The 20,195-nt window shown below is 58.2% G+C and carries 8 protein-coding genes, 2 tRNA genes and 3 rRNA genes; 1 reads left to right on the top strand and 12 read right to left on the bottom strand.

Features of this window, described 5'->3' with window-relative positions; all coding sequences use genetic code 11:
* Positions 1–28 precede the first annotated feature (28 nt).
* Positions 29–976, top strand: a complete 948-nt coding sequence (locus K3819_RS03510) for a LysR family transcriptional regulator (RefSeq protein WP_039772937.1) — start codon at positions 29–31, stop codon at positions 974–976.
* On the opposite strand, the gene K3819_RS03505 is transcribed toward K3819_RS03510, so the two are convergent.
* The 12 genes from K3819_RS03505 to K3819_RS03450 all read right to left on the bottom strand — a co-directional run bounded on the left by K3819_RS03505 (position 973) and on the right by K3819_RS03450 (position 20,162).
* Positions 973–1,473 carry an OmpA family protein gene (locus tag K3819_RS03505; protein WP_221398636.1) on the bottom strand — a complete coding sequence of 167 codons (501 nt, stop codon included), beginning with the start codon at positions 1,471–1,473 and terminating at the stop codon, positions 973–975. The two genes, K3819_RS03510 and K3819_RS03505, sit on opposite strands and share 4 nt — an antisense overlap.
* A complete protein-coding gene (locus K3819_RS03500) occupies positions 1,473–2,741 on the bottom strand; it encodes a diguanylate cyclase domain-containing protein (RefSeq protein ID WP_210710974.1) in 1,269 nt (422 codons plus the stop codon). The genes K3819_RS03505 and K3819_RS03500 overlap by 1 nt, the downstream gene beginning before the upstream one ends.
* Complete coding sequence (locus tag K3819_RS03495) at positions 2,738–3,313, bottom strand: YfiR family protein (RefSeq protein ID WP_210710973.1); 576 nt, start codon at positions 3,311–3,313, stop codon at positions 2,738–2,740. Before K3819_RS03495 ends, K3819_RS03500 begins: the two co-directional genes overlap by 4 nt.
* Positions 3,314–3,430: 117 nt before the next feature.
* Positions 3,431–5,539 carry an exodeoxyribonuclease V subunit alpha gene (recD, locus tag K3819_RS03490; protein WP_221398635.1) on the bottom strand — a complete coding sequence of 703 codons (2,109 nt, stop codon included), beginning with the start codon at positions 5,537–5,539 and terminating at the stop codon, positions 3,431–3,433.
* A complete protein-coding gene (recB, locus tag K3819_RS03485; RefSeq protein ID WP_221398634.1) occupies positions 5,536–9,225 on the bottom strand; it encodes an exodeoxyribonuclease V subunit beta in 3,690 nt (1,229 codons plus the stop codon). Before recB ends, recD begins: the two co-directional genes overlap by 4 nt.
* Entirely contained in the window at positions 9,222–12,674 is a 3,453-nt protein-coding gene (gene recC / locus K3819_RS03480) for an exodeoxyribonuclease V subunit gamma (RefSeq protein WP_085611244.1), read from the bottom strand. The genes recB and recC overlap by 4 nt, the downstream gene beginning before the upstream one ends.
* Before the next feature lie 154 nt (positions 12,675–12,828).
* A 5S ribosomal RNA gene (gene rrf, locus K3819_RS03475) occupies positions 12,829–12,944 on the bottom strand.
* A 156-nt stretch (positions 12,945–13,100) separates the two neighbouring features.
* Positions 13,101–15,991 (bottom strand): 23S ribosomal RNA (locus K3819_RS03470).
* A 244-nt stretch (positions 15,992–16,235) separates the two neighbouring features.
* Positions 16,236–16,311: transfer RNA gene (locus K3819_RS03465), tRNA-Ala, on the bottom strand.
* Positions 16,312–16,341: 30 nt separating this feature from the next.
* Positions 16,342–16,418, bottom strand: a tRNA-Ile gene (locus K3819_RS03460).
* Between the two features lie 81 nt (positions 16,419–16,499).
* Positions 16,500–18,036: ribosomal RNA gene (locus K3819_RS03455) — 16S ribosomal RNA — on the bottom strand.
* The 16S, 23S and 5S rRNA genes sit together here with 2 tRNA genes alongside, the layout of an rRNA operon.
* Before the next feature lie 632 nt (positions 18,037–18,668).
* The gene (locus K3819_RS03450) at positions 18,669–20,162 is read right to left on the bottom strand and encodes a CoA-acylating methylmalonate-semialdehyde dehydrogenase (RefSeq protein ID WP_011332326.1); all 1,494 of its coding nucleotides are present in this window, start codon (positions 20,160–20,162) and stop codon (positions 18,669–18,671) included.
* Positions 20,163–20,195 lie beyond the last annotated feature (33 nt).

Here is a 20,195-nt window from a genome sequence, read left to right as displayed (position 1 = left end):
TAAGAACGCACATATAAGCCCGTCCATCATGCAAAAAAACATCACCTCTCTAGGCTCGCTGAATTGGGATGACCTCAAGTTTTTCCTTGAAGTCGCCCGTACCCGCAAGGCCAGCACGGCGGCCAAACGCCTGGCGGTGGACTACACCACCGTGTCGCGGCGGATCAGTTCGCTGGAAGCGGCGCTCGGCACTTTGCTGTTCGAAAAGTCCCGCACCAGCGGTTTCGTGCTGACTGCCGAAGGCCAGCGCCTGCTGAGTTATGCCGAGTCGATCGAAAGCACGCTGCACATGGCCTGCGAGCAAGTGTCGGGCTCCGGCGTCGCACTGTCCGGGCATGTGCGGATGGGCTGCACCGAAGGTTTCGGCAGCTTCTTCATCACCCCGCAACTGAGCCACTTCGTCGACGCCTACCCGGCGATCTCGGTGGACATCCTGCCGCTGCCACACTTCATCAGCCTGTCCAAACGCGAGGCCGACATCGTCATCGCCCTCGAGCGCCCGGAACACGGGCCGTACGTGTGCTGCAAACTCTGCGACTACCGCTTGCAGCTCTACGCGACCCAGGAATACCTGGACAAACATCCGCCGATCCGCCGCCCCGCCGACCTGGGCAAGCATCAATTCATCAGTTACGTGGATGACCTGGCGTTCAGCTCGGAGCTGCTGTATCTGGCAAACGTGTTGCCCGGTGCCAGCGCCAATTTGCGCAGCACCAGCGTGATTGCGCAGTTCGTGGCGGCGCAGCAGGGGCGCTCATTGGCGATTCTGCCGTGCTTTCTCGCGGCTCAGGATCCGCGCCTGTTGCCGGTGCTGCCGGAGGAAATCGATATCACCCGGCAGTTCTGGATGTACTGCCGGGAGGATCTGCGCAAGTTGAAGCGGATCACCCTGTTGTGGGATTACATCCGCGAGGTGACCGAGCGCAATCAGGCGCTGTTGATGGGTGAAACTCGAGAGATGCAGTTCGCCGACTAATCGGCGCTGACCACGATCGACACCCGGCGGTTTTCGGTGCGGCCAGCGGCGGTATCGTTGGAGGCGACCGGTTCGCGGCTGCCGAGGCCTTGCAACTGGATGTTCTCTTCTTTCATGCCGACCGAGGTCAGCACTTTGCCGACGCTTTTCGCGCGACGCAGTGACAGCTGCTGGTTATAGGTTTCCTTGCCCGAAGCGTCGGTGTGGCCATCCACTCGTACCCGTTCGATGCCGACACCCAGCAAGGCTTTACCGATACGCTCGACGATTTCGGTACTTTGCTGATTCAGGCTTTCGACATCGCTGCCAAACAATACTTTGCCCGACAGGCCAAACTCCCAGCCGTCATCGGTCAGCTCGAAGCCTTGCTGCTTGAGAACCGCGACCTGGGCCGGCGTCAGGCCTTTTTGCGGGACGGTCTGGCAACCGGTCAGGGCAAGCATGGCCGTCAGCAACAGAGTGGAAAACAGGCGAAAGGAAAGTGAGGACACGGGCATCAGCTCCTGGTTTGAACGGAATCGACCGGGTACTCCGTCCCGGCCGTGAATTGGGCGCCGCGCGACAAACGCTTGGCTTGATACATCGCGGCATCGGCCGCATCAAGCAAGGTGCCAGGCGTGACGCCATGATCGGGGTAAACCGCGATGCCGATACTGAGCGACGTCACGACACTGCTGTCGCCCGGCAGCGCAATCGGGGTGTCCATGCTGGCGAGGATCTTGTCGGCAATGCGTTCGGCGTCTTCGGTCTTGTGCAAGGGCGTGAGCAGAACGGCGAACTCGTCACCGCCCAGACGCGCCACCAGATCCTCTTCACGCAACTGCGCCCGCACCCGATTCGCCACCGCCACCAGCACGGCGTCGCCAGCGGCATGACCGAAGTTGTCGTTGATGTCCTTGAAACGGTCGCTGTCGAGAAACAGCACCGCCACTTGCTCATTCAACTTGTGGGCATTGCGCAGAGCACGGATCAGGCGGCCTTCGAAAAAGGCCCGGTTCGGCAACCCGGTGAGGCTGTCATGGCTGGCCTGATGGGCGAGGGTTTCGTTCTCGCTCTGCAAGTGGGTTTGCCAGGATTCGAGTTCATCGAGCAGGGCATTGAAGTCGGTGCCGAGGTTGTCCAGTTCGGCAATTTTTGCCCGTGGCACCCGTCGATCCAGTGCCCGCTCGCTGCGGGCCGCATGCGCCACCGCCGCCAGGCTGTGCAACGGGCCGATGATCCTGCGCAACTGACGCTGCGCCAGGTACAGCGCGACCCAGGCGCTGATCGCCGTGCAGAGAATGATCCCCGCCAGACCGCTCAACAGAAAACGCATCAGGCTGCCACCGTGGCCGATCAGCAAGATCCGCCCGATCTCGCGATCCTGATGCTGGATCGGCAGGTTGATGGGTTTTTCCAGAATGACTCGCGCGACCTGCATCTCCAGCTCGGAAATCAGGCCGTTCTCCGGACGCTGCCAGCGTGCGAGCAATTGGCCCTGAGTGTCCAGCACCTGGGCATCGGCCACTTCTTCGGTCGAGGCGATCAACGCCAGCGCTTCGGTCGCGGCGGCCTTGTCGTTGAACACCACGGCGGCTTCCACGGTGTAACTGATCGAGCGGGCGATCAAGTGCAGGTTGTGATCGGCATAGACCCGCAGCGCCAGCACCCCGAGCAGCGTCAGCGACACACTGGCCATTGCCACGGCGACCAGCGCCACAATCAGGTTGCCACGGCCGATGACCGAGCCGAGGGTCGGGCGCCCTGTGGATTTGTCGCGTCTCATGGCACCGCCGGTTTGCGGCGCGACAACTGCAGCACGCTGGGGTGAATACGCACACCGCTGCGGGCGACGGAGTCGAGATTGACCTCGAACGACACTTGTTCATCACCAACCCGCAGGCAGAACAGACTGCCGACCGTGCATTGATCGCCGCCTTCGCTGATGCTCAGCACCGGATGGCCGATCAGGGACGCGAACAGCCGGCTGCGTTCGTCTGTGGTGAGTTTGCCGATATAGACCGCGTCGCACTCGCTGACGATGGCTGGATTGTCGGCCAACAGCCGGCGCACGATGACCGGACGGCCCGTGGCCTGGGTCGTGCCCTTGACCAGGTCATCGGTGTATTCGGTCGGGCCGACGATGCACAGGCGCAACTGCGCCGGCTCTACCGGCCAGCGCGCATAACTGAGGATACCGAGGACAACCTGAGTGACGGATTTGGCCCGCTGTTCGGCCATCCCCGCAGGGGCTGGAGTCTGGGCAGCGGCCACACCCGTGAGCAAACAGAGTGCAACGGCAAGCAATGCCTGCTTGCAGACAACTACGCGCTCTGTCGCCCAGACAGCCACCTTCATGCAGGGATTCTCTTGGATCGTTACGAAATGATGCCGCAACGATAGCACAGCGCTGGAACACCAGCGATACAGTACCCCTGACCGGTCGGTCAATAAGCGCCGGTCATTCAGGCACCTTCATCCTCGAGGCGCCCCTGCTTCTTCCAGTTCCAGCATCAGTCCGCTCAAGCGCTTCACCTTGCGTTGTACTGCCTCTTCAAATACGCCACTGCGGGGTTCGATCAAGGTGAACCAGTCCTTGGCCCGAGTAATTCCGGTGTAGATCAGTTCCTTGGTCAACACGGGGTTCAGGGCGTCCGGCAGGATCAGCGCGGTATGGGCAAACTCCGAGCCCTGTGACTTGTGCACGGTCATGGCGTACACGGTCTCGACATCATTGAGCCGGCTCGGCAACACGAAACGCACCCCACCGCGCCCGTCGTTACGCGGGAACGCCACGCGCAACACCGACTTACCGGCATCCGGGCCATCGCGCTCGGGGAGTTTCAGGGCGATACCGATGTCACCGTTCATCAGCCCGAGGCCATAGTCGTTTCGAGTCATCAACACCGGCCGGCCTTCGTACCATTGCTGGTCGCTCTCGATCAGCCGCGCCTTGAGCAATGCATCAGTGATGCGCTGATTAAGCCCCTCAACACCCCACGGCCCTTTGCGCACTGCGCACAACAACTGGAAGGTATCGAAGGCCCGCAGGACGTCACGCGCCCAATCGACCCAACCCGGGTTCTCGAGCGGCGTTCCGCTCACCGGACGTCGATCGCGCAAAATGCTCAGATAGTGTCGATAACCGTGGGGGCCTTCGCCGTGTCCATCGAGCACCAGGTGCTCAAGTTTCCGGTCGTGCTCGTTCTGAAGTGGCAACGAAAACACATCGCCATGGGTTTTGGCATCCAGCAACTGGCGAGCCTCGCCCGAGAGTTGCTTATTCACCCGTCGCGCCAGTTGACCGATGCCGCTGCCCTCGCCGAAACGCCGTGAGTGACGCAACATCACCACTTGCTGGGCCAGCGGGTGCGAGCTGTCACTGCCTTCTTGCAAACCGCTGTCTTGCAGGGATTCGCCGCTCACCGCTTCCAGCCACTGGCGAGTCTGCGGACTGTACCAACCCGCTTCGGCATCACGGCACAAATCGCCCAGCACCGCGCCAGCCTCCACCGAGGCCAGTTGATCCTTGTCGCCCAGCAACACCAGTCGAGCATGAGGCGGCAAGGCATCGAGCAGGTTGGCCATCATTTCCAGGTCGATCATGGATGCTTCATCGACCACCAGTACATCCAGTGGCAGGCGGTTACCGGCATGGTGGCGAAAGTGCCGCGTGCCGGGACGGCTGCCAAGCAGGCGGTGTACCGTGGTCACCTCGGTCGGGATTTTTTCCCGGACACTGTCAGCGACCTTCAGCGACTGCACCTGCTGACTGATGGACTCGGTCAGCCGCGCCGCCGCTTTACCGGTAGGCGCCGCGAGCCGAATGCGCAATGGTTGATGCGCCTCGACCGCAGGTGCCTGGAGCAACGCCAGCAAACGGACCACCGTCGTCGTCTTGCCGGTGCCCGGGCCGCCCGTGATGATGCTGAAGACACTCCGGGTGGCCAGGGCGCAGGCCAGTTTCTGCCAGTCGATGACATCCGCACGCTGGGCCGGATCGAACAGTGCGTCCAACCGCCGAGCAAGATCGGGTGGTGTCGCTTCCTGCTCCGCGAGTCGCTGACGCAGTGCGCTGTCGATACGCCGCTCGTAGGCCCAATAGCGCCGCAAGTACAAGCGTTTGCCGGACAACACCAGCGGGCGCTCCTGAGCCGACGCACCTTCGTCGGCGGCCAGTGCCACCAGCGAACTGCCGGCCAGTACCTTGCACCAGTGCGCCCCGTCGAGTGTTTCAAGCAGCTGCGATGGCAGCAGCAATGCACCGGGTTGCATGTCCCCTTCCGGAGGCAAAGACAGGGCGAAATCCGGCGCCTTGAGGGTTTCAAACAGATCCAGACACACATGCCCATGGCCGAGCTGGTGACTGGTCAATGCGGCGGCGAGCAACACCAGCGGATCGACGCCGGGTGCCAATTCATGAAGAAAACCCACGAATGCCTTGTCCAGTGCCCGCAGCCATCCGCGCTCGACCCAGCGGGTGAGCAATAGCAGCAAATCATCGGCACAGGTGAGAGGTGTCAGCTGCGCGAGGCTGTCGGCGGTCAGCGGCGTGGGCAGCAGGTCGGCGAACGTCCGATTCATAGCAATTCTCCCTGCACCCACGCGGGCTCGGCCTTGGGTTGCGGTTTACCCTGGAACATGAAGTCCAGACGCTCGATCAGCTCCCGTGGTGGGCGTGCGAAGTAAACGCCTCCACCAGGCGCCCGCGTTCCACGCAGGAACAGATACAACGCGCCGCCGATATGCCGGTCGTAGTCGTAATCGGCGAGCCGCGCCTTGAGCTGACGATGCAGTGCCAACAGGTACAGCACGTATTGCAGGTCGTAACGGTTGTCGAGGATCGACTGCTCCATGGCCCGTTCGGTGTACGCGGCGTCATCGACGCCCAGCCAGTTGGATTTGTAATCGGCCACGTAGTACCGGCCCTCGTGCTCGAACGTCAGGTCGATAAAGCCTTTGAACATGCCATTGAGCTGCACCGCTTCGGCGCCGACCCGGGCCACACCGTTGTGAGTGAATTGACGCACCTGTTCGTCGAGCTTGAGCACGTCGACTTTGTGGCTGGCGAACCAGAACTCCATCTCGACCCGATATTGCTTCAATTGCTCAAGCACCACTGGCGGTTGGTCGAGGCCCGCAGGCAGTGGCAGTTTGAGCAAGTGTTGCAACCAGTCGCCGAGGGTGGTGATCCAGCCCTCCCAGCCCCGTCGATTGCAACGCCGGGCGATCGCATCATCGAGCGACTCGCGGGTGACCGCGAAGCCCTCCTCACCCGCCCACTCGAGCAAACCGTGAAGAAACGTTCCCGGATTCGGTCCACGAGGGAAACGGTGAATATCAGCTCCGCCGGCGATGATCTCGCGCGGTGCTTCAGGATCGAGGCGTTCGTCGTCGAACAGCTTTTGCGCTTGCGGACTGTCGGGGGCTTCGTCGTTGCCAGCGCTCAGCACGTCACTGATGCGCAAGGCACTGTACGAAGCGATCCACCAGTTCTCGCTGGCCCTGCGGCTCGGTAAAAGGGTGGCACGCAGCGTGGCTTCGTTACGCGGAGGCTGGTACACCTCGCTGGTGGCTTGTGGCATTTCAACAACGCTCAGCGCCGAACAATCCTGTTGCAGATCGTCCAGCCAGCGGGCCAATCCGCTGGATTCGTTCAACGTTACGCCGCCGCCCAACAGATAGCCCAGCGCAGAAAGATGCAGCACCGAGCTGCTGTGGTTGCCGCGCTTGAGATCCGTCACCCCGAGCCAGCATGCATGTTGTGCGCGGGTCAGAGCGACGTAGAGCAAACGCAGATCCTCTGCCAGGCGTTCGGTGTCCGCCACAGCGATCAGTTCCGCGTCGGGCTTCAGGCTGATGCGAGCCTTGCCGGATTCATCGTGGTAGTGCAGCGGCAATCGACTGCCATCCACCGGCTTAGCCGAACAGATGAAAGGCAGGAACACCAACGGGTACTCGAGCCCCTTGGATTTGTGAATGGTCACGACCTTGACCAGTTGTTCGTCGCTTTCAAGACGCAGGATCTGCTCTTCACCTGCCTGCCCAGACAGCGACAGATGCTCGGCCAGATGGCGGATCAGTGCCTGCTCGCCATCGAGTTCCGACGCGGCCTGTTGCAACAACTCCGACAGGTGCAAAAGGTTGGTCAGCACCCGCTCACCATCACTGCGGGCAATGAGCATCTGCGGCAGTTGAAAGTCGTGCAGCAGGCGCCGCAGCATCGGCAGCACCCCTTGCTTGCGCCACAGTTCACGATAACCGCGGAACTGCATGACCCGGGTTTCCCAGACCAGTTCGTCCTGATTCAGACGCTCCAGCTCAGCCAGTGGCAGATTCAGCGTGATGCACGCCAACGCCGCTTTCAGGGAACGCTCGACATCCGGCTCGGCGCACGCCTTGAGCCACGACAACAGGTCATGGGCTTCCTGTGCGGCAAAGACCGAGTCCTTGTCCGACAGATAAACGCTGCGGACTCCGCGCGCTGCGAGCTCACCGCGTACCGCCTGCGCCTCTTTACCATCGCGCACCAGGATCGCAATATCCGCTGGCCGCAGCCCACGCCAATCCTTGCCCTCCTGCGCAAACCCGGCGCGACCGGTCTGCCCGCCATTGAGCAGGGTCGTGACCTCACTGGCGCAGGCTGCCGCAAACTGCTGGCGGTAAACTGCCCCGGACAGTGGCTTGTCGGTAGATAGATGCCAGATGTTCAGCGCCGGCACGTCCAGCCCGGCTACCTGCAAATGTTCTTTGCGTCCCTGCGCCTCCACAGGCTGGAACGGCACCGGGTTATCGCCGTTTTTCTCTCGGAACAGAAACGCCCCGCGCCCTTGCTCACGGGCCTCGGCACGCTCGAACACATGGTTGACCGCACGGACCATCCCGTGACTGGAACGGAAGTTGGTGCCCAGGGTATGCAGACGCCCGAACGTGGCCTGCCGGGCTCGCAGATAGGTGTAGATATCCGCGCCCCGGAAGGCATAGATCGCCTGCTTCGGATCCCCGATCAGAAACAACCCGGTCTCGGGGTTATCCTCTTCAATGCGATAGATGCTTTCGAAGATCCGGTACTGCACCGGATCCGTGTCCTGAAACTCATCGATCAGGGCGACCGGGAACTGCTCGCGAATGAGCGTGGCGAGACGCTCCCCACCGTCGGACTGCAAAGCCGCATCCAGACGCAACAGCATGTCGTCGAAACCCATTTCCGCTCGACGGCGTTTCTCGTCTTCAAAGCGAGCACTGACCCATTTGGCAGCATGCTGCAGCACGGCCGCATCGGGCGTCGGCAAATTGTCGAGACTCGACTTGAGCACAGGCATGGCATCCAGGCCCGGGTGACTCGGCGGCTCGCCTTTCCAGGCTTCAGCCATGCCCTCCGGTGTGAGCCGGGCGAACCCGGTGCCGATATCCAATTGTTCGAGCGTCTCGTCCTCAGCCCAGGCCTTGAGCTTTTCAAACCAGGGTTCGAAATAGCGGGCCTGCATCTTGCGCCCATCCACCGTTTTGTTGGCGACACCCTGATGGCAGATAGCGAGCAACTCATCGGACCACTGCCGCCATGGTCCCTTCAACTCCACCAATGCCGCACGGCGTTCCTGCAGGCATTCTTCGATCAGTTCGGATGGCGTCTGGTCTGAGTTCCCTTCGCGCTCGGTGCCAAACAGCCCCCGTACACGCGGCAACAGGGCCGCCGGCCCTCCCCAGTGACTGCGGACCCAGCTCAAGGCGTCGCCCTGCATCGGGTAGCAGAACAGCCGCCAATAATCGCGCAACACTTCGCCGAGCAGGTCGCTGTGATCGGTTTCCAGGGTCTGGGTAAACAGACTGCCGCTGTCGAACGCATGCTCGCGCAGCATTCGCTGACACCAACTGTGGATCGTCGAGACCGCGGCCTCGTCCATCCATTGCGCAGCGATGTCCAGGCGATTGGCGCAGCCGGGCCATTGTTGCGGATCGAACTGTGCACGCAGTTCATCGATCAGCGCATCAGGGGCAGGCGTCTCGTCACGAAAGAAACGGGCGGCCTCGGCCAGACGCGTGCGTATGCGCTCGCGCAGTTCTTTGGTGGCTGCGTCGGTGAAGGTCACCACGAGAATCTGCGGGGGCAACAGCTCTCGACCGAAACCACTCGCCTCGCCTCCGTGGCCAAGGATCAACCGCAGATACAACGCCGAAATGGTAAACGTCTTGCCAGTGCCCGCACTGGCTTCGATCAGTTGGCTGCCCCTTAACGGGAATGCCAGCGCGAGCGGCTGTTGATTGCTCATGCGCCTGCCTCCTCATGGGTCCATGTGCGCCACCCCGCCTCAAGCAAGGGGCGATACAGTGCATCACACCAACCTGAGAAGGTTTCATCCGCCTGCAGTGCATCATAGTCGGCGAATTGTCGGGCCAGAGCCGGGCTTTCGCGACGTTCACCTTCGCTGGTCTGACCATCCCCTTCATAGGCTTTACGGGCAGCCGCTTCAGCCTTGACCGGATCGGTCTGTGCCAGCCACGCAAAAGCCGTTTTCACCGCGACCGGCAGCGGCTGGCGCATGCCCGTCTGCCAGGCGAGCAGCAGATCCTCAAGAATTCGCCCCGCTCGGGTTGGTTCCAGAGGATCAAGAAGGAGCGTGTCATCACTGGCCACCAGTGCGGTCGTCAGGGAGAGCCCACTGGCGCACGCGACGAGATGGCTGACCCAGGGCGTGGTCATGCGATGCCATTTGCGGCTCTTGATCGAGCCTATGCTGTTGGGAATCGTCGTGACCGACAGTACGCCGCCATCGGCGCGCCGGTGCAAACCGCCTAGCCATCCTTCAAGGCGCAGTTCCTGCCATTCAAAATTGATCGGTAGCGCGTTGGTTAGCGGTGTTGGCCATAACGCCAACAGCTGTTGATAGCGTTGCAACAAGTCTGGCAAAGGCTCGATCAGCTCTCGTTGAAGGCATTCACCGAACCCGGCCATGGGCAGCAGTCCGCTGTTCTGCAGGCGTCGGGCTTGAGACTCGAGCGCCTGATCAACATTGTCCGGGTGTCTCAAGGCTGCCCCGAGCAAGCTGTCGCTGAGCATGTATCGCTGCAATGCATCCAGCACAAAAGGTTCCTCATCAGCCTGAGGTACCTGCGCCGCTTCGAAGTAAACCTTGAGTCGCTGAGTGAAAAAGTGTCGGACCGGATTGCGCAGGAAGTCCTGCAGCAGTTCCAGACTCAACGGTTCTTCCTGGGCATGGGGGGCAAGCATTGTGGCGACGTCGTTCTGTTTGTGAGGTTGATGCAGCACCTGCCATTCGCTGGCGTAGCTGAAAAGCTTTTGTTCCTCATGGAAATAGCGCGAACTGAATGGCTGCAACGGATGCTCCTGGGTCATGGCAATCAGGAGATCCTCGTTGTCGTCAGCCGATCGCCATCCATTGGCGAGATGATCGCGCAACTGGCCGATCAACACAGAGGCTGGCCGCTCACTGTTGTCGCGAATGCTGCGACCGACCCAACTGATATAGAGCTGATGACGAGCGGACAAGAGTGCCTCTAGCAGAAGATAACGATCATCCTCACGACGGGAACGATCTCCCGGCCGGTAGTCGCTGCCCATGAGATCGAAGTCCAACGGTGGTTGAGCGCGTGGATAATCGCCATCGTTCATGCCCAACAGACAAACCAGTCTGAACGGAATCGCGCGCATCGGCATCAGCGTGCAAAAGTTAACGGCTCCGGCCAGAAAGCGCTGCGACAGACGCCCCTGATCCAGCCCTGCCAGCCAGGCCTCACGGACGACGGTCAGTGGCAGCTCGTCCAGCAGACCGACGGCTTCGCAGGTTTCCAGCCAGGTTTCGCGCAACTCCTCGAGTTGAGCCAGCAGGTAGTCGTCATGCTCGTCTTCGGGTTTGAAAAAAAGCTGCATCAACGCCTGAAGCCGATACCCCCACTCCTGTGGCTGCGCAGGCCTCATCAGTTGCTGATGCGAGAGTTCCAGTGCATCCAGCAATGCTACCAACGGGCCGATCAGCGCGGCATCGAGACCACCGATTTCGTCGTACGGCTCGATATCCCCGCAGGCGCCGGAACTGCCGACGGCATAACCGAGCAGCATCCGGCGCAAGCCAAAGCGCCAACTGTTTTGCTCCAGCTCGTCGGGCAATCCCAGCTCGGCACGTTGCCCGGCATCGATGCCCCAACGCACCCCGGCCCCCTCGATCCAGCGATGCAGGGTCGGCAAGTCTCGCTCCTGCACACCAAACCTGGCGCGTAACGCAGGAACGTCGAGCAAGTCGAGGATCTCACTGACGGGAAAACGGCTATCCGGCAGCTTGAGCAGATGCTCGACAGCGATCAGCAATGGATCTCGTCCGCGTTGCCCCTGATCGGCCATGGTGAAGGGAATGAAGCGTGGGTCATGACGATCCAGCTGACCAAAGACGGCGCGGATATGCGGCGCATAACTATCGATGTCAGGCACCATCACGATCACATCGCGAGGGCGTAATTGCGGGTTCGCGCTGAAACGGGCCAAGAGCTGGTCGTGAAGAATCTCCACTTCGCGCTGGGCGCTATGGGCAATATGAAAGCGGATCGAATCGTCTTGAGTCAGATCGACTGCCGGCCAGCGCGCTCGAGTCTCGCTGAGTGGCCGCAGTTCCAGAATATCGTCCTGTAACTGATTGAGCATGTTCTCCGGCTGGGTTTCGCTGAACAGATCGATACGCCCGTTACGAAATGCTGCGCGATAGCTGTCAGGCTCGTCGTAGCTGTCGAGAAGGTTGATGTAATCACGACCTTGCTTACCCCATGCAGCGAGGAGCGGGTGAGCATGTTGGTGGAGTGATTCCGAGTCCAGCACCACAGGCATGCCGTTTTTGCGGGCTTGTCGCTTGTACTGATGACGTAGTAGATCCTTGTCGGCAACGATATCGGCCCAGTGATAACGACAGGGGTTATGGACGCACAACAAAACCTGGCTGAAACGGGAAAGCCCGGCCAACGCTTCCAGTACTTGTGCGGGCAACGAGGAAATTCCAAAAACGATCACTCGCTGGGGAAGTCCGGACGGTGCGCTTTCAAGACTGTTGATGCGCTCCATGAATCGCTGGTGCACGCCTGCCCGACTTTGGGCCATGCCTTGCTCGCCCACATCGTCCAGCAGGGCGCGCCACAACTCTGCCTGCCAGCAACTGGTCGGAGGAAGCGGCTTCGCTTCACCCCTCACATTGCGTAGCTGATGATGCCCCTCTGCCCAATCCTCAAGCCAATCAGCGCGGTAAACCTGATATTGGTCAAAGAGGTCAGCCAATCGTTCGGACAACTGGTAACGCTTGCGCAGGTCGGTGTCATGGGTGAGAAAGCGTTGCAGCGGTTCGAAATGCGGCCGGTTGATGACCTGTGGCAACAGGCGCATCAGACGCCAGGTCAACGGTGCCTTATCGAGCAGCGACTTTGCCGGAATTTCCTCTCGACCCAGCACCATCCGGTAAAGCTGCCACATGAAACTGCCCGGCAGTTGCACATCAATTGCGGCGGCGATACCACAGCCGCCTAAGTCGCCTGCTTCAGGGTCCTCAGCCAGTGCCAGCTTGAGCCATTGAGCGATGCCGTTGCTCTGTACGAGTGCAATTTCGTTCTCCAAGGGAGCCAGTGGATAACGCCGCATGATGCTGATCACAAGGCTGCGCAGTTCATCCAGGCTATTGCTCTGAACGACCATGAATGCAGCGTTGAGGGACTGGGTGTCCGGCATGAAGGCTTCCTTGGAAAAGTACAAAAGCTAGGGCTGAACCTTAGCATTGTCGGCCGGCGAGGACAGCCGCAAGGCGTCCGAGAATGCCGTACGAACTTTCCTGCGGGCAAAACAAAACCCCAACTGCTTTCGCAATTGGGGTTTCGGAATTTAATCTTGACGATGACCTACTCTCACATGGGGAAACCCCACACTACCATCGGCGATGCATCGTTTCACTTCTGAGTTCGGGATGGGATCAGGTGGTTCCAACGCTCTATGGTCGTCAAGAAATTCGGGTACTGAGTCGTGACCGGATGGCCTCGCTTCAGCAAATTGGGTATGTGACAGCTGTCGGTGTTTTGTGAGCGTCGAACTTTCGGTTCATTGCGTCTTCACACACCGCAATCTGGTCCCTTTCGAGTCTACAGATTGCTTGGGTGTTATATGGTCAAGCCTCACGGGCAATTAGTATTGGTTAGCTCAACGCCTCACAGCGCTTACACACCCAACCTATCAACGTCGTAGTCTTCGACGGCCCTTCAGGGAACTCAAGGTTCCAGTGAGATCTCATCTTGAGGCAAGTTTCCCGCTTAGATGCTTTCAGCGGTTATCTTTCCCGAACATAGCTACCCGGCAATGCCACTGGCGTGACAACCGGAACACCAGAGGTTCGTCCACTCCGGTCCTCTCGTACTAGGAGCAGCCCCTCTCAAATCTCAAACGTCCACGGCAGATAGGGACCGAACTGTCTCACGACGTTCTAAACCCAGCTCGCGTACCACTTTAAATGGCGAACAGCCATACCCTTGGGACCGGCTTCAGCCCCAGGATGTGATGAGCCGACATCGAGGTGCCAAACACCGCCGTCGATATGAACTCTTGGGCGGTATCAGCCTGTTATCCCCGGAGTACCTTTTATCCGTTGAGCGATGGCCCTTCCATACAGAACCACCGGATCACTAAGACCTACTTTCGTACCTGCTCGACGTGTCTGTCTCGCAGTCAAGCGCGCTTTTGCCTTTATACTCTACGACCGATTTCCGACCGGTCTGAGCGCACCTTCGTACTCCTCCGTTACTCTTTAGGAGGAGACCGCCCCAGTCAAACTACCCACCATACACTGTCCTCGATCCGGATAACGGACCTGAGTTAGAACCTCAAAGTTGCCAGGGTGGTATTTCAAGGATGGCTCCACGCGAACTGGCGTCCACGCTTCAAAGCCTCCCACCTATCCTACACAAGCAAATTCAAAGTCCAGTGCAAAGCTATAGTAAAGGTTCACGGGGTCTTTCCGTCTAGCCGCGGATACACTGCATCTTCACAGCGATTTCAATTTCACTGAGTCTCGGGTGGAGACAGCGCCGCCATCGTTACGCCATTCGTGCAGGTCGGAACTTACCCGACAAGGAATTTCGCTACCTTAGGACCGTTATAGTTACGGCCGCCGTTTACCGGGGCTTCGATCAAGAGCTTCGCGTTAGCTAACCCCATCAATTAACCTTCCGGCACCGGGCAGGCGTCACACCCTATACGTCCACTTTCGTGTTTGCAGAGTGCTGTGTTTTTAATAAACAGTCGCAGCGGCCTGGTATCTTCGACCGGCGTGGGCTTACGCAGCAAGTGCTTCACCCTCACCGGCGCACCTTCTCCCGAAGTTACGGTGCCATTTTGCCTAGTTCCTTCACCCGAGTTCTCTCAAGCGCCTTGGTATTCTCTACCCAACCACCTGTGTCGGTTTGGGGTACGGTTCCTGGTTATCTGAAGCTTAGAAGCTTTTCTTGGAAGCATGGCATCAACCACTTCGTCGCCTAAAGGCAACTCGTCATCAGCTCTCGGCCTTGAAACCCCGGATTTACCTAAGATTTCAGCCTACCACCTTAAACTTGGACAACCAACGCCAAGCTGGCCTAGCCTTCTCCGTCCCTCCATCGCAATAACCAGAAGTACAGGAATATTAACCTGTTTTCCATCGACTACGCTTTTCAGCCTCGCCTTAGGGACCGACTAACCCTGCGTCGATTAACGTTGCGCAGGAAACCTTGGTCTTTCGGCGTGGGTGTTTTTCACACCCATTGTCGTTACTCATGTCAGCATTCGCACTTCTGATACCTCCAGCAAGCTTCTCAACTCACCTTCACAGGCTTACAGAACGCTCCTCTACCGCATCACTTGCGTGATACCCGTAGCTTCGGTGTATGGTTTGAGCCCCGTTACATCTTCCGCGCAGGCCGACTCGACTAGTGAGCTATTACGCTTTCTTTAAAGGGTGGCTGCTTCTAAGCCAACCTCCTAGCTGTCTAAGCCTTCCCACATCGTTTCCCACTTAACCATAACTTTGGGACCTTAGCTGACGGTCTGGGTTGTTTCCCTTTTCACGACGGACGTTAGCACCCGCCGTGTGTCTCCCATGCTCGGCACTTGTAGGTATTCGGAGTTTGCATCGGTTTGGTAAGTCGGGATGACCCCCTAGCCGAAACAGTGCTCTACCCCCTACAGTGATACATGAGGCGCTACCTAAATAGCTTTCGAGGAGAACCAGCTATCTCCGAGCTTGATTAGCCTTTCACTCCGATCCACAGGTCATCCGCTAACTTTTCAACGGTAGTCGGTTCGGTCCTCCAGTCAGTGTTACCTAACCTTCAACCTGCCCATGGATAGATCGCCCGGTTTCGGGTCTATTCCCAGCGACTAGACGCCCTATTAAGACTCGCTTTCGCTACGCCTCCCCTATTCGGTTAAGCTCGCCACTGAAAATAAGTCGCTGACCCATTATACAAAAGGTACGCAGTCACAGAACAAAGTCTGCTCCCACTGCTTGTACGCATACGGTTTCAGGATCTATTTCACTCCCCTCTCCGGGGTTCTTTTCGCCTTTCCCTCACGGTACTAGTTCACTATCGGTCAGTCAGTAGTATTTAGCCTTGGAGGATGGTCCCCCCATATTCAGACAAAGTTTCTCGTGCTCCGTCCTACTCGATTTCATGACTAAGAGACTTTCGCGTACAGGGCTATCACCCACTATGGCCGCACTTTCCAGAGCGTTCCGCTAATCTCAAAGCCACTTAAGGGCTAGTCCCCGTTCGCTCGCCACTACTAAGGGAATCTCGGTTGATTTCTTTTCCTCAGGGTACTTAGATGTTTCAGTTCCCCTGGTTCGCCTCTTGCACCTATGTATTCAGTACAAGATAACCATCTTGTGATGGCTGGGTTCCCCCATTCAGACATCTCCGGATCAAAGTCTGTTTGCCGACTCCCCGAAGCTTTTCGCAGGCTACCACGTCTTTCATCGCCTCTGACTGCCAAGGCATCCACCGTATGCGCTTCTTCACTTGACCATATAACCCCAAGCAATCTGGTTATACTGTGAAGACGACATTCGCCGAAAATTCGAATTTCTCAACTAAGAGAACTCACAAATTTTACCTTAGCCTGATCACCACCAGTGAAAGTGGCCATCAGTCTATCTTTCTATCACATACCCAAATTTTTAAAGAACGAACTAGTCAAAGACTAGAAATCAACATTCACCATCACAACGATGGAATGCTCATTTCTAAGCTCTTACTTCAGAAGCAGTAGTGGTGGAGCCAAGCGGGATCGAACCGCTGACCTCCTGCGTGCAAGGCAGGCGCTCTCCCAGCTGAGCTATGGCCCCGTATTTCTACAGGCGTTTCCCACACAAAATTGGTGGGTCTGGGCAGATTCGAACTGCCGACCTCACCCTTATCAGGGGTGCGCTCTAACCAACTGAGCTACAGACCCAATTTCGGGCTGCTTCTTTCGTCTTCTTCAATGAATCAAGCAATTCGTGTGGGAACTTATGGAGCAGCTGATGTCGTCGATTAAGGAGGTGATCCAGCCGCAGGTTCCCCTACGGCTACCTTGTTACGACTTCACCCCAGTCATGAATCACACCGTGGTAACCGTCCTCCCGAAGGTTAGACTAGCTACTTCTGGTGCAACCCACTCCCATGGTGTGACGGGCGGTGTGTACAAGGCCCGGGAACGTATTCACCGCGACATTCTGATTCGCGATTACTAGCGATTCCGACTTCACGCAGTCGAGTTGCAGACTGCGATCCGGACTACGATCGGTTTTATGGGATTAGCTCCACCTCGCGGCTTGGCAACCCTTTGTACCGACCATTGTAGCACGTGTGTAGCCCAGGCCGTAAGGGCCATGATGACTTGACGTCATCCCCACCTTCCTCCGGTTTGTCACCGGCAGTCTCCTTAGAGTGCCCACCATTACGTGCTGGTAACTAAGGACAAGGGTTGCGCTCGTTACGGGACTTAACCCAACATCTCACGACACGAGCTGACGACAGCCATGCAGCACCTGTCTCAATGTTCCCGAAGGCACCAATCCATCTCTGGAAAGTTCATTGGATGTCAAGGCCTGGTAAGGTTCTTCGCGTTGCTTCGAATTAAACCACATGCTCCACCGCTTGTGCGGGCCCCCGTCAATTCATTTGAGTTTTAACCTTGCGGCCGTACTCCCCAGGCGGTCAACTTAATGCGTTAGCTGCGCCACTAAGAGCTCAAGGCTCCCAACGGCTAGTTGACATCGTTTACGGCGTGGACTACCAGGGTATCTAATCCTGTTTGCTCCCCACGCTTTCGCACCTCAGTGTCAGTATCAGTCCAGGTGGTCGCCTTCGCCACTGGTGTTCCTTCCTATATCTACGCATTTCACCGCTACACAGGAAATTCCACCACCCTCTACCATACTCTAGCTCGCCAGTTTTGGATGCAGTTCCCAGGTTGAGCCCGGGGATTTCACATCCAACTTAACGAACCACCTACGCGCGCTTTACGCCCAGTAATTCCGATTAACGCTTGCACCCTCTGTATTACCGCGGCTGCTGGCACAGAGTTAGCCGGTGCTTATTCTGTCGGTAACGTCAAAATTGCAGAGTATTAATCTACAACCCTTCCTCCCAACTTAAAGTGCTTTACAATCCGAAGACCTTCTTCACACACGCGGCATGGCTGGATCAGGCTTTCGCCCATTGTCCAATATTCCCCACTGCTGCCTCCCGTAGGAGTCTGGACCGTGTCTCAGTTCCAGTGTGACTGATCATCCTCTCAGACCAGTTACGGATCGTCGCCTTGGTGAGCCATTACCTCACCAACTAGCTAATCCGACCTAGGCTCATCTGATAGCGCAAGGCCCGAAGGTCCCCTGCTTTCTCCCGTAGGACGTATGCGGTATTAGCGTTCCTTTCGAAACGTTGTCCCCCACTACCAGGCAGATTCCTAGGCATTACTCACCCGTCCGCCGCTGAATCCAGGAGCAAGCTCCCTTCATCCGCTCGACTTGCATGTGTTAGGCCTGCCGCCAGCGTTCAATCTGAGCCATGATCAAACTCTTCAGTTCAAACATCTTTGGGTTTTGAGAAAACCCTAAACTTGGCTCAGCAATCGTTGGTTACATCTTTGATTTCTCGCGGAGTAACTTGTGATGCTGATAATCTTTCTGACTATCAGTCTGACTCCACAAGCACCCACACGAATTGCTTGATTCAGTTGTTAAAGAGCGGTTGGTTAAGATCTTTCGTCTCAACCGAGGCGCGCATTCTACAGCAGCCTCATTTGCTGTCAAGTGATTATTTTCAGAAGTTTTCGAAGATTTCTTCAACAACTTCAACCACTTGCGCTTCCGATCTCTCGTTAGCGGGAGGCGAATTCTACAGCGTTACACGCTGCTGTCAACACCTCTTTTCTCCGCTTTCGACCGAGAAGATCGAACCGTTGAAAGCACCCAACAAACCGGCATTTCCAACTCTTTCCAGGCTTCGATGAACTGAAGCGATCCACTCTCGAAACCTACTTAACTCATTGAATCTCAAGGAGTTTTCCGTTTCGACCGCGCCGGAAGTGGGGCGAATTATAGACCTCTGGAATTCGCCGTCAACCCTTATTTTCATAAATCTGTCATATCGGTCAAAAATGCCTCGAAACGCGAAGGCCGACCTTAAAAGGTCGGCCTTCTTTGCACTGCCCTTCTACTTACAAGCTAGGGAATGCGAACTGCGACGCCTCATGGCTCGCACGCTGTGGCCAGCGCTGGGTGATCGCCTTGCGACGGGTATAGAAGCGCACACCATCCGGACCGTAAGCATGCAGGTCGCCGAACAGCGAGCGCTTCCAGCCGCCGAAGCTGTGGTAAGCCACCGGCACCGGCAATGGAACGTTGACGCCGACCATGCCGACTTCGATCTCGTCGCAGAACAGACGCGCCGCTTCACCGTCACGAGTGAAGATGCAGGTGCCGTTGCCGTATTCGTGATCGTTGATCAGTTGCATCGCCTCTTCCAGGCTGTTCACCCGGACGACGCACAGCACCGGCCCGAAGATCTCTTCTTTATAGATGCGCATCTCAGGCGTGACGTTGTCGAACAGGCAGCCACCCAGGAAGAAACCTTCTTCATGACCGGCAACGCTCAGACCACGACCGTCGACCACCAGAGTCGCGCCCGCCGCCACGCCGTCCTCCACATAACCGCTGACCTTGTCACGCGCCTGACCGGTTACGAGCGGCCCCATATCCAGACCACACGAAGTGCCGGCACCGATTTTCAGCGCCTTGATCTGTGGAACCAGTTTGGCCACCAGTGCATCCGCTACCTGGTCGCCCACACACACAGCTACCGAAATCGCCATGCAGCGTTCGCCGCAGGAACCGTAAGCCGCGCCCATCAGTGCGCTGACCGCGTTGTCCAGATCCGCATCCGGCATCAGCACCGCATGGTTCTTCGCGCCGCCCAGTGCCTGTACGCGCTTGCCGCGCTTGGTGCCTTCGGCATAGATGTACTCGGCAATCGGCGTCGAACCCACGAAGCTCAGCGCTTTGACTTCCGGCGCTTCAATCAGCGCGTCCACCGCAGTCTTGTCACCGTGCACCACGCTCAGCACGCCTTTTGGCAGGCCGGCTTCCAGCAACAGTTGCGCGATCAGCAGGGTCGAACTCGGATCACGCTCGGATGGTTTGAGGATGAAGCAGTTGCCGCAGACGATCGCCAGCGGGTACATCCACAGCGGCACCATTGCCGGGAAGTTGAACGGCGTAATGCCGGCCACCACGCCCAGCGGCTGGAAGTCCGACCACGCATCAATGTTCGGGCCGACGTTGCGGCTGTACTCGCCCTTGAGGATTTCCGGCGCTGCGCAGGCGAACTCGACGTTCTCGATGCCACGCTTCAGTTCACCGGCAGCATCTTCCAGAGTCTTGCCGTGTTCTTCGCTGATCAATTGCGCGATGCGTGCTTCGTTCTGCTCCAGCAGTTGCTTGAAACGGAACATCACCTGGGCACGTTTGGCCGGTGGCGTGTTGCGCCAGGCCGGGAACGCAGCCTTGGCGGCATCGATGGCGTGCTGGATGGTTTCGCGGCTGGCCAGCGGCAGCTTGTGGATAGCCTGGCCGGTGGACGGATTGAACACATCGACCGCGCGACCGTTCTCGGTCACCAGTTCGCCATTGATCAAATGCGGGATAACGCTCATCGGGGAACTCCTGAATTCTTGTGCGCAGACGCC

Source organism: Pseudomonas sp. 3-2 (genome assembly GCF_019710535.1).
In the GTDB taxonomy this organism is placed as follows: Bacteria; Pseudomonadota; Gammaproteobacteria; order Pseudomonadales; family Pseudomonadaceae; genus Aquipseudomonas; species Aquipseudomonas pharyngis.
This window is presented reverse-complemented; position numbering and strand designations above follow the sequence as displayed.

Excerpts from the sequence above, each read along its gene's own strand:
- recC (WP_085611244.1), bottom strand. The coding sequence starts at position 12,674 with ATGCCGGACACCCAGTCCCTCAACGCTGCATTCATGGTCGTTCAGAGC.
- recD (WP_221398635.1), bottom strand. The coding sequence starts at position 5,539 with ATGAATCGGACGTTCGCCGACCTGCTGCCCACGCCGCTGACCGCCGAC.
- recB (WP_221398634.1), bottom strand. The coding sequence starts at position 9,225 with ATGAGCAATCAACAGCCGCTCGCGCTGGCATTCCCGTTAAGGGGCAGC.
- K3819_RS03500 (WP_210710974.1), bottom strand. The coding sequence starts at position 2,741 with ATGAGACGCGACAAATCCACAGGGCGCCCGACCCTCGGCTCGGTCATC.
- K3819_RS03510 (WP_039772937.1), top strand. The coding sequence starts at position 29 with ATGCAAAAAAACATCACCTCTCTAGGCTCGCTGAATTGGGATGACCTC.
- K3819_RS03450 (WP_011332326.1), bottom strand. The coding sequence starts at position 20,162 with ATGAGCGTTATCCCGCATTTGATCAATGGCGAACTGGTGACCGAGAAC.
- K3819_RS03505 (WP_221398636.1), bottom strand. The coding sequence starts at position 1,473 with ATGCCCGTGTCCTCACTTTCCTTTCGCCTGTTTTCCACTCTGTTGCTG.
- K3819_RS03495 (WP_210710973.1), bottom strand. The coding sequence starts at position 3,313 with ATGAAGGTGGCTGTCTGGGCGACAGAGCGCGTAGTTGTCTGCAAGCAG.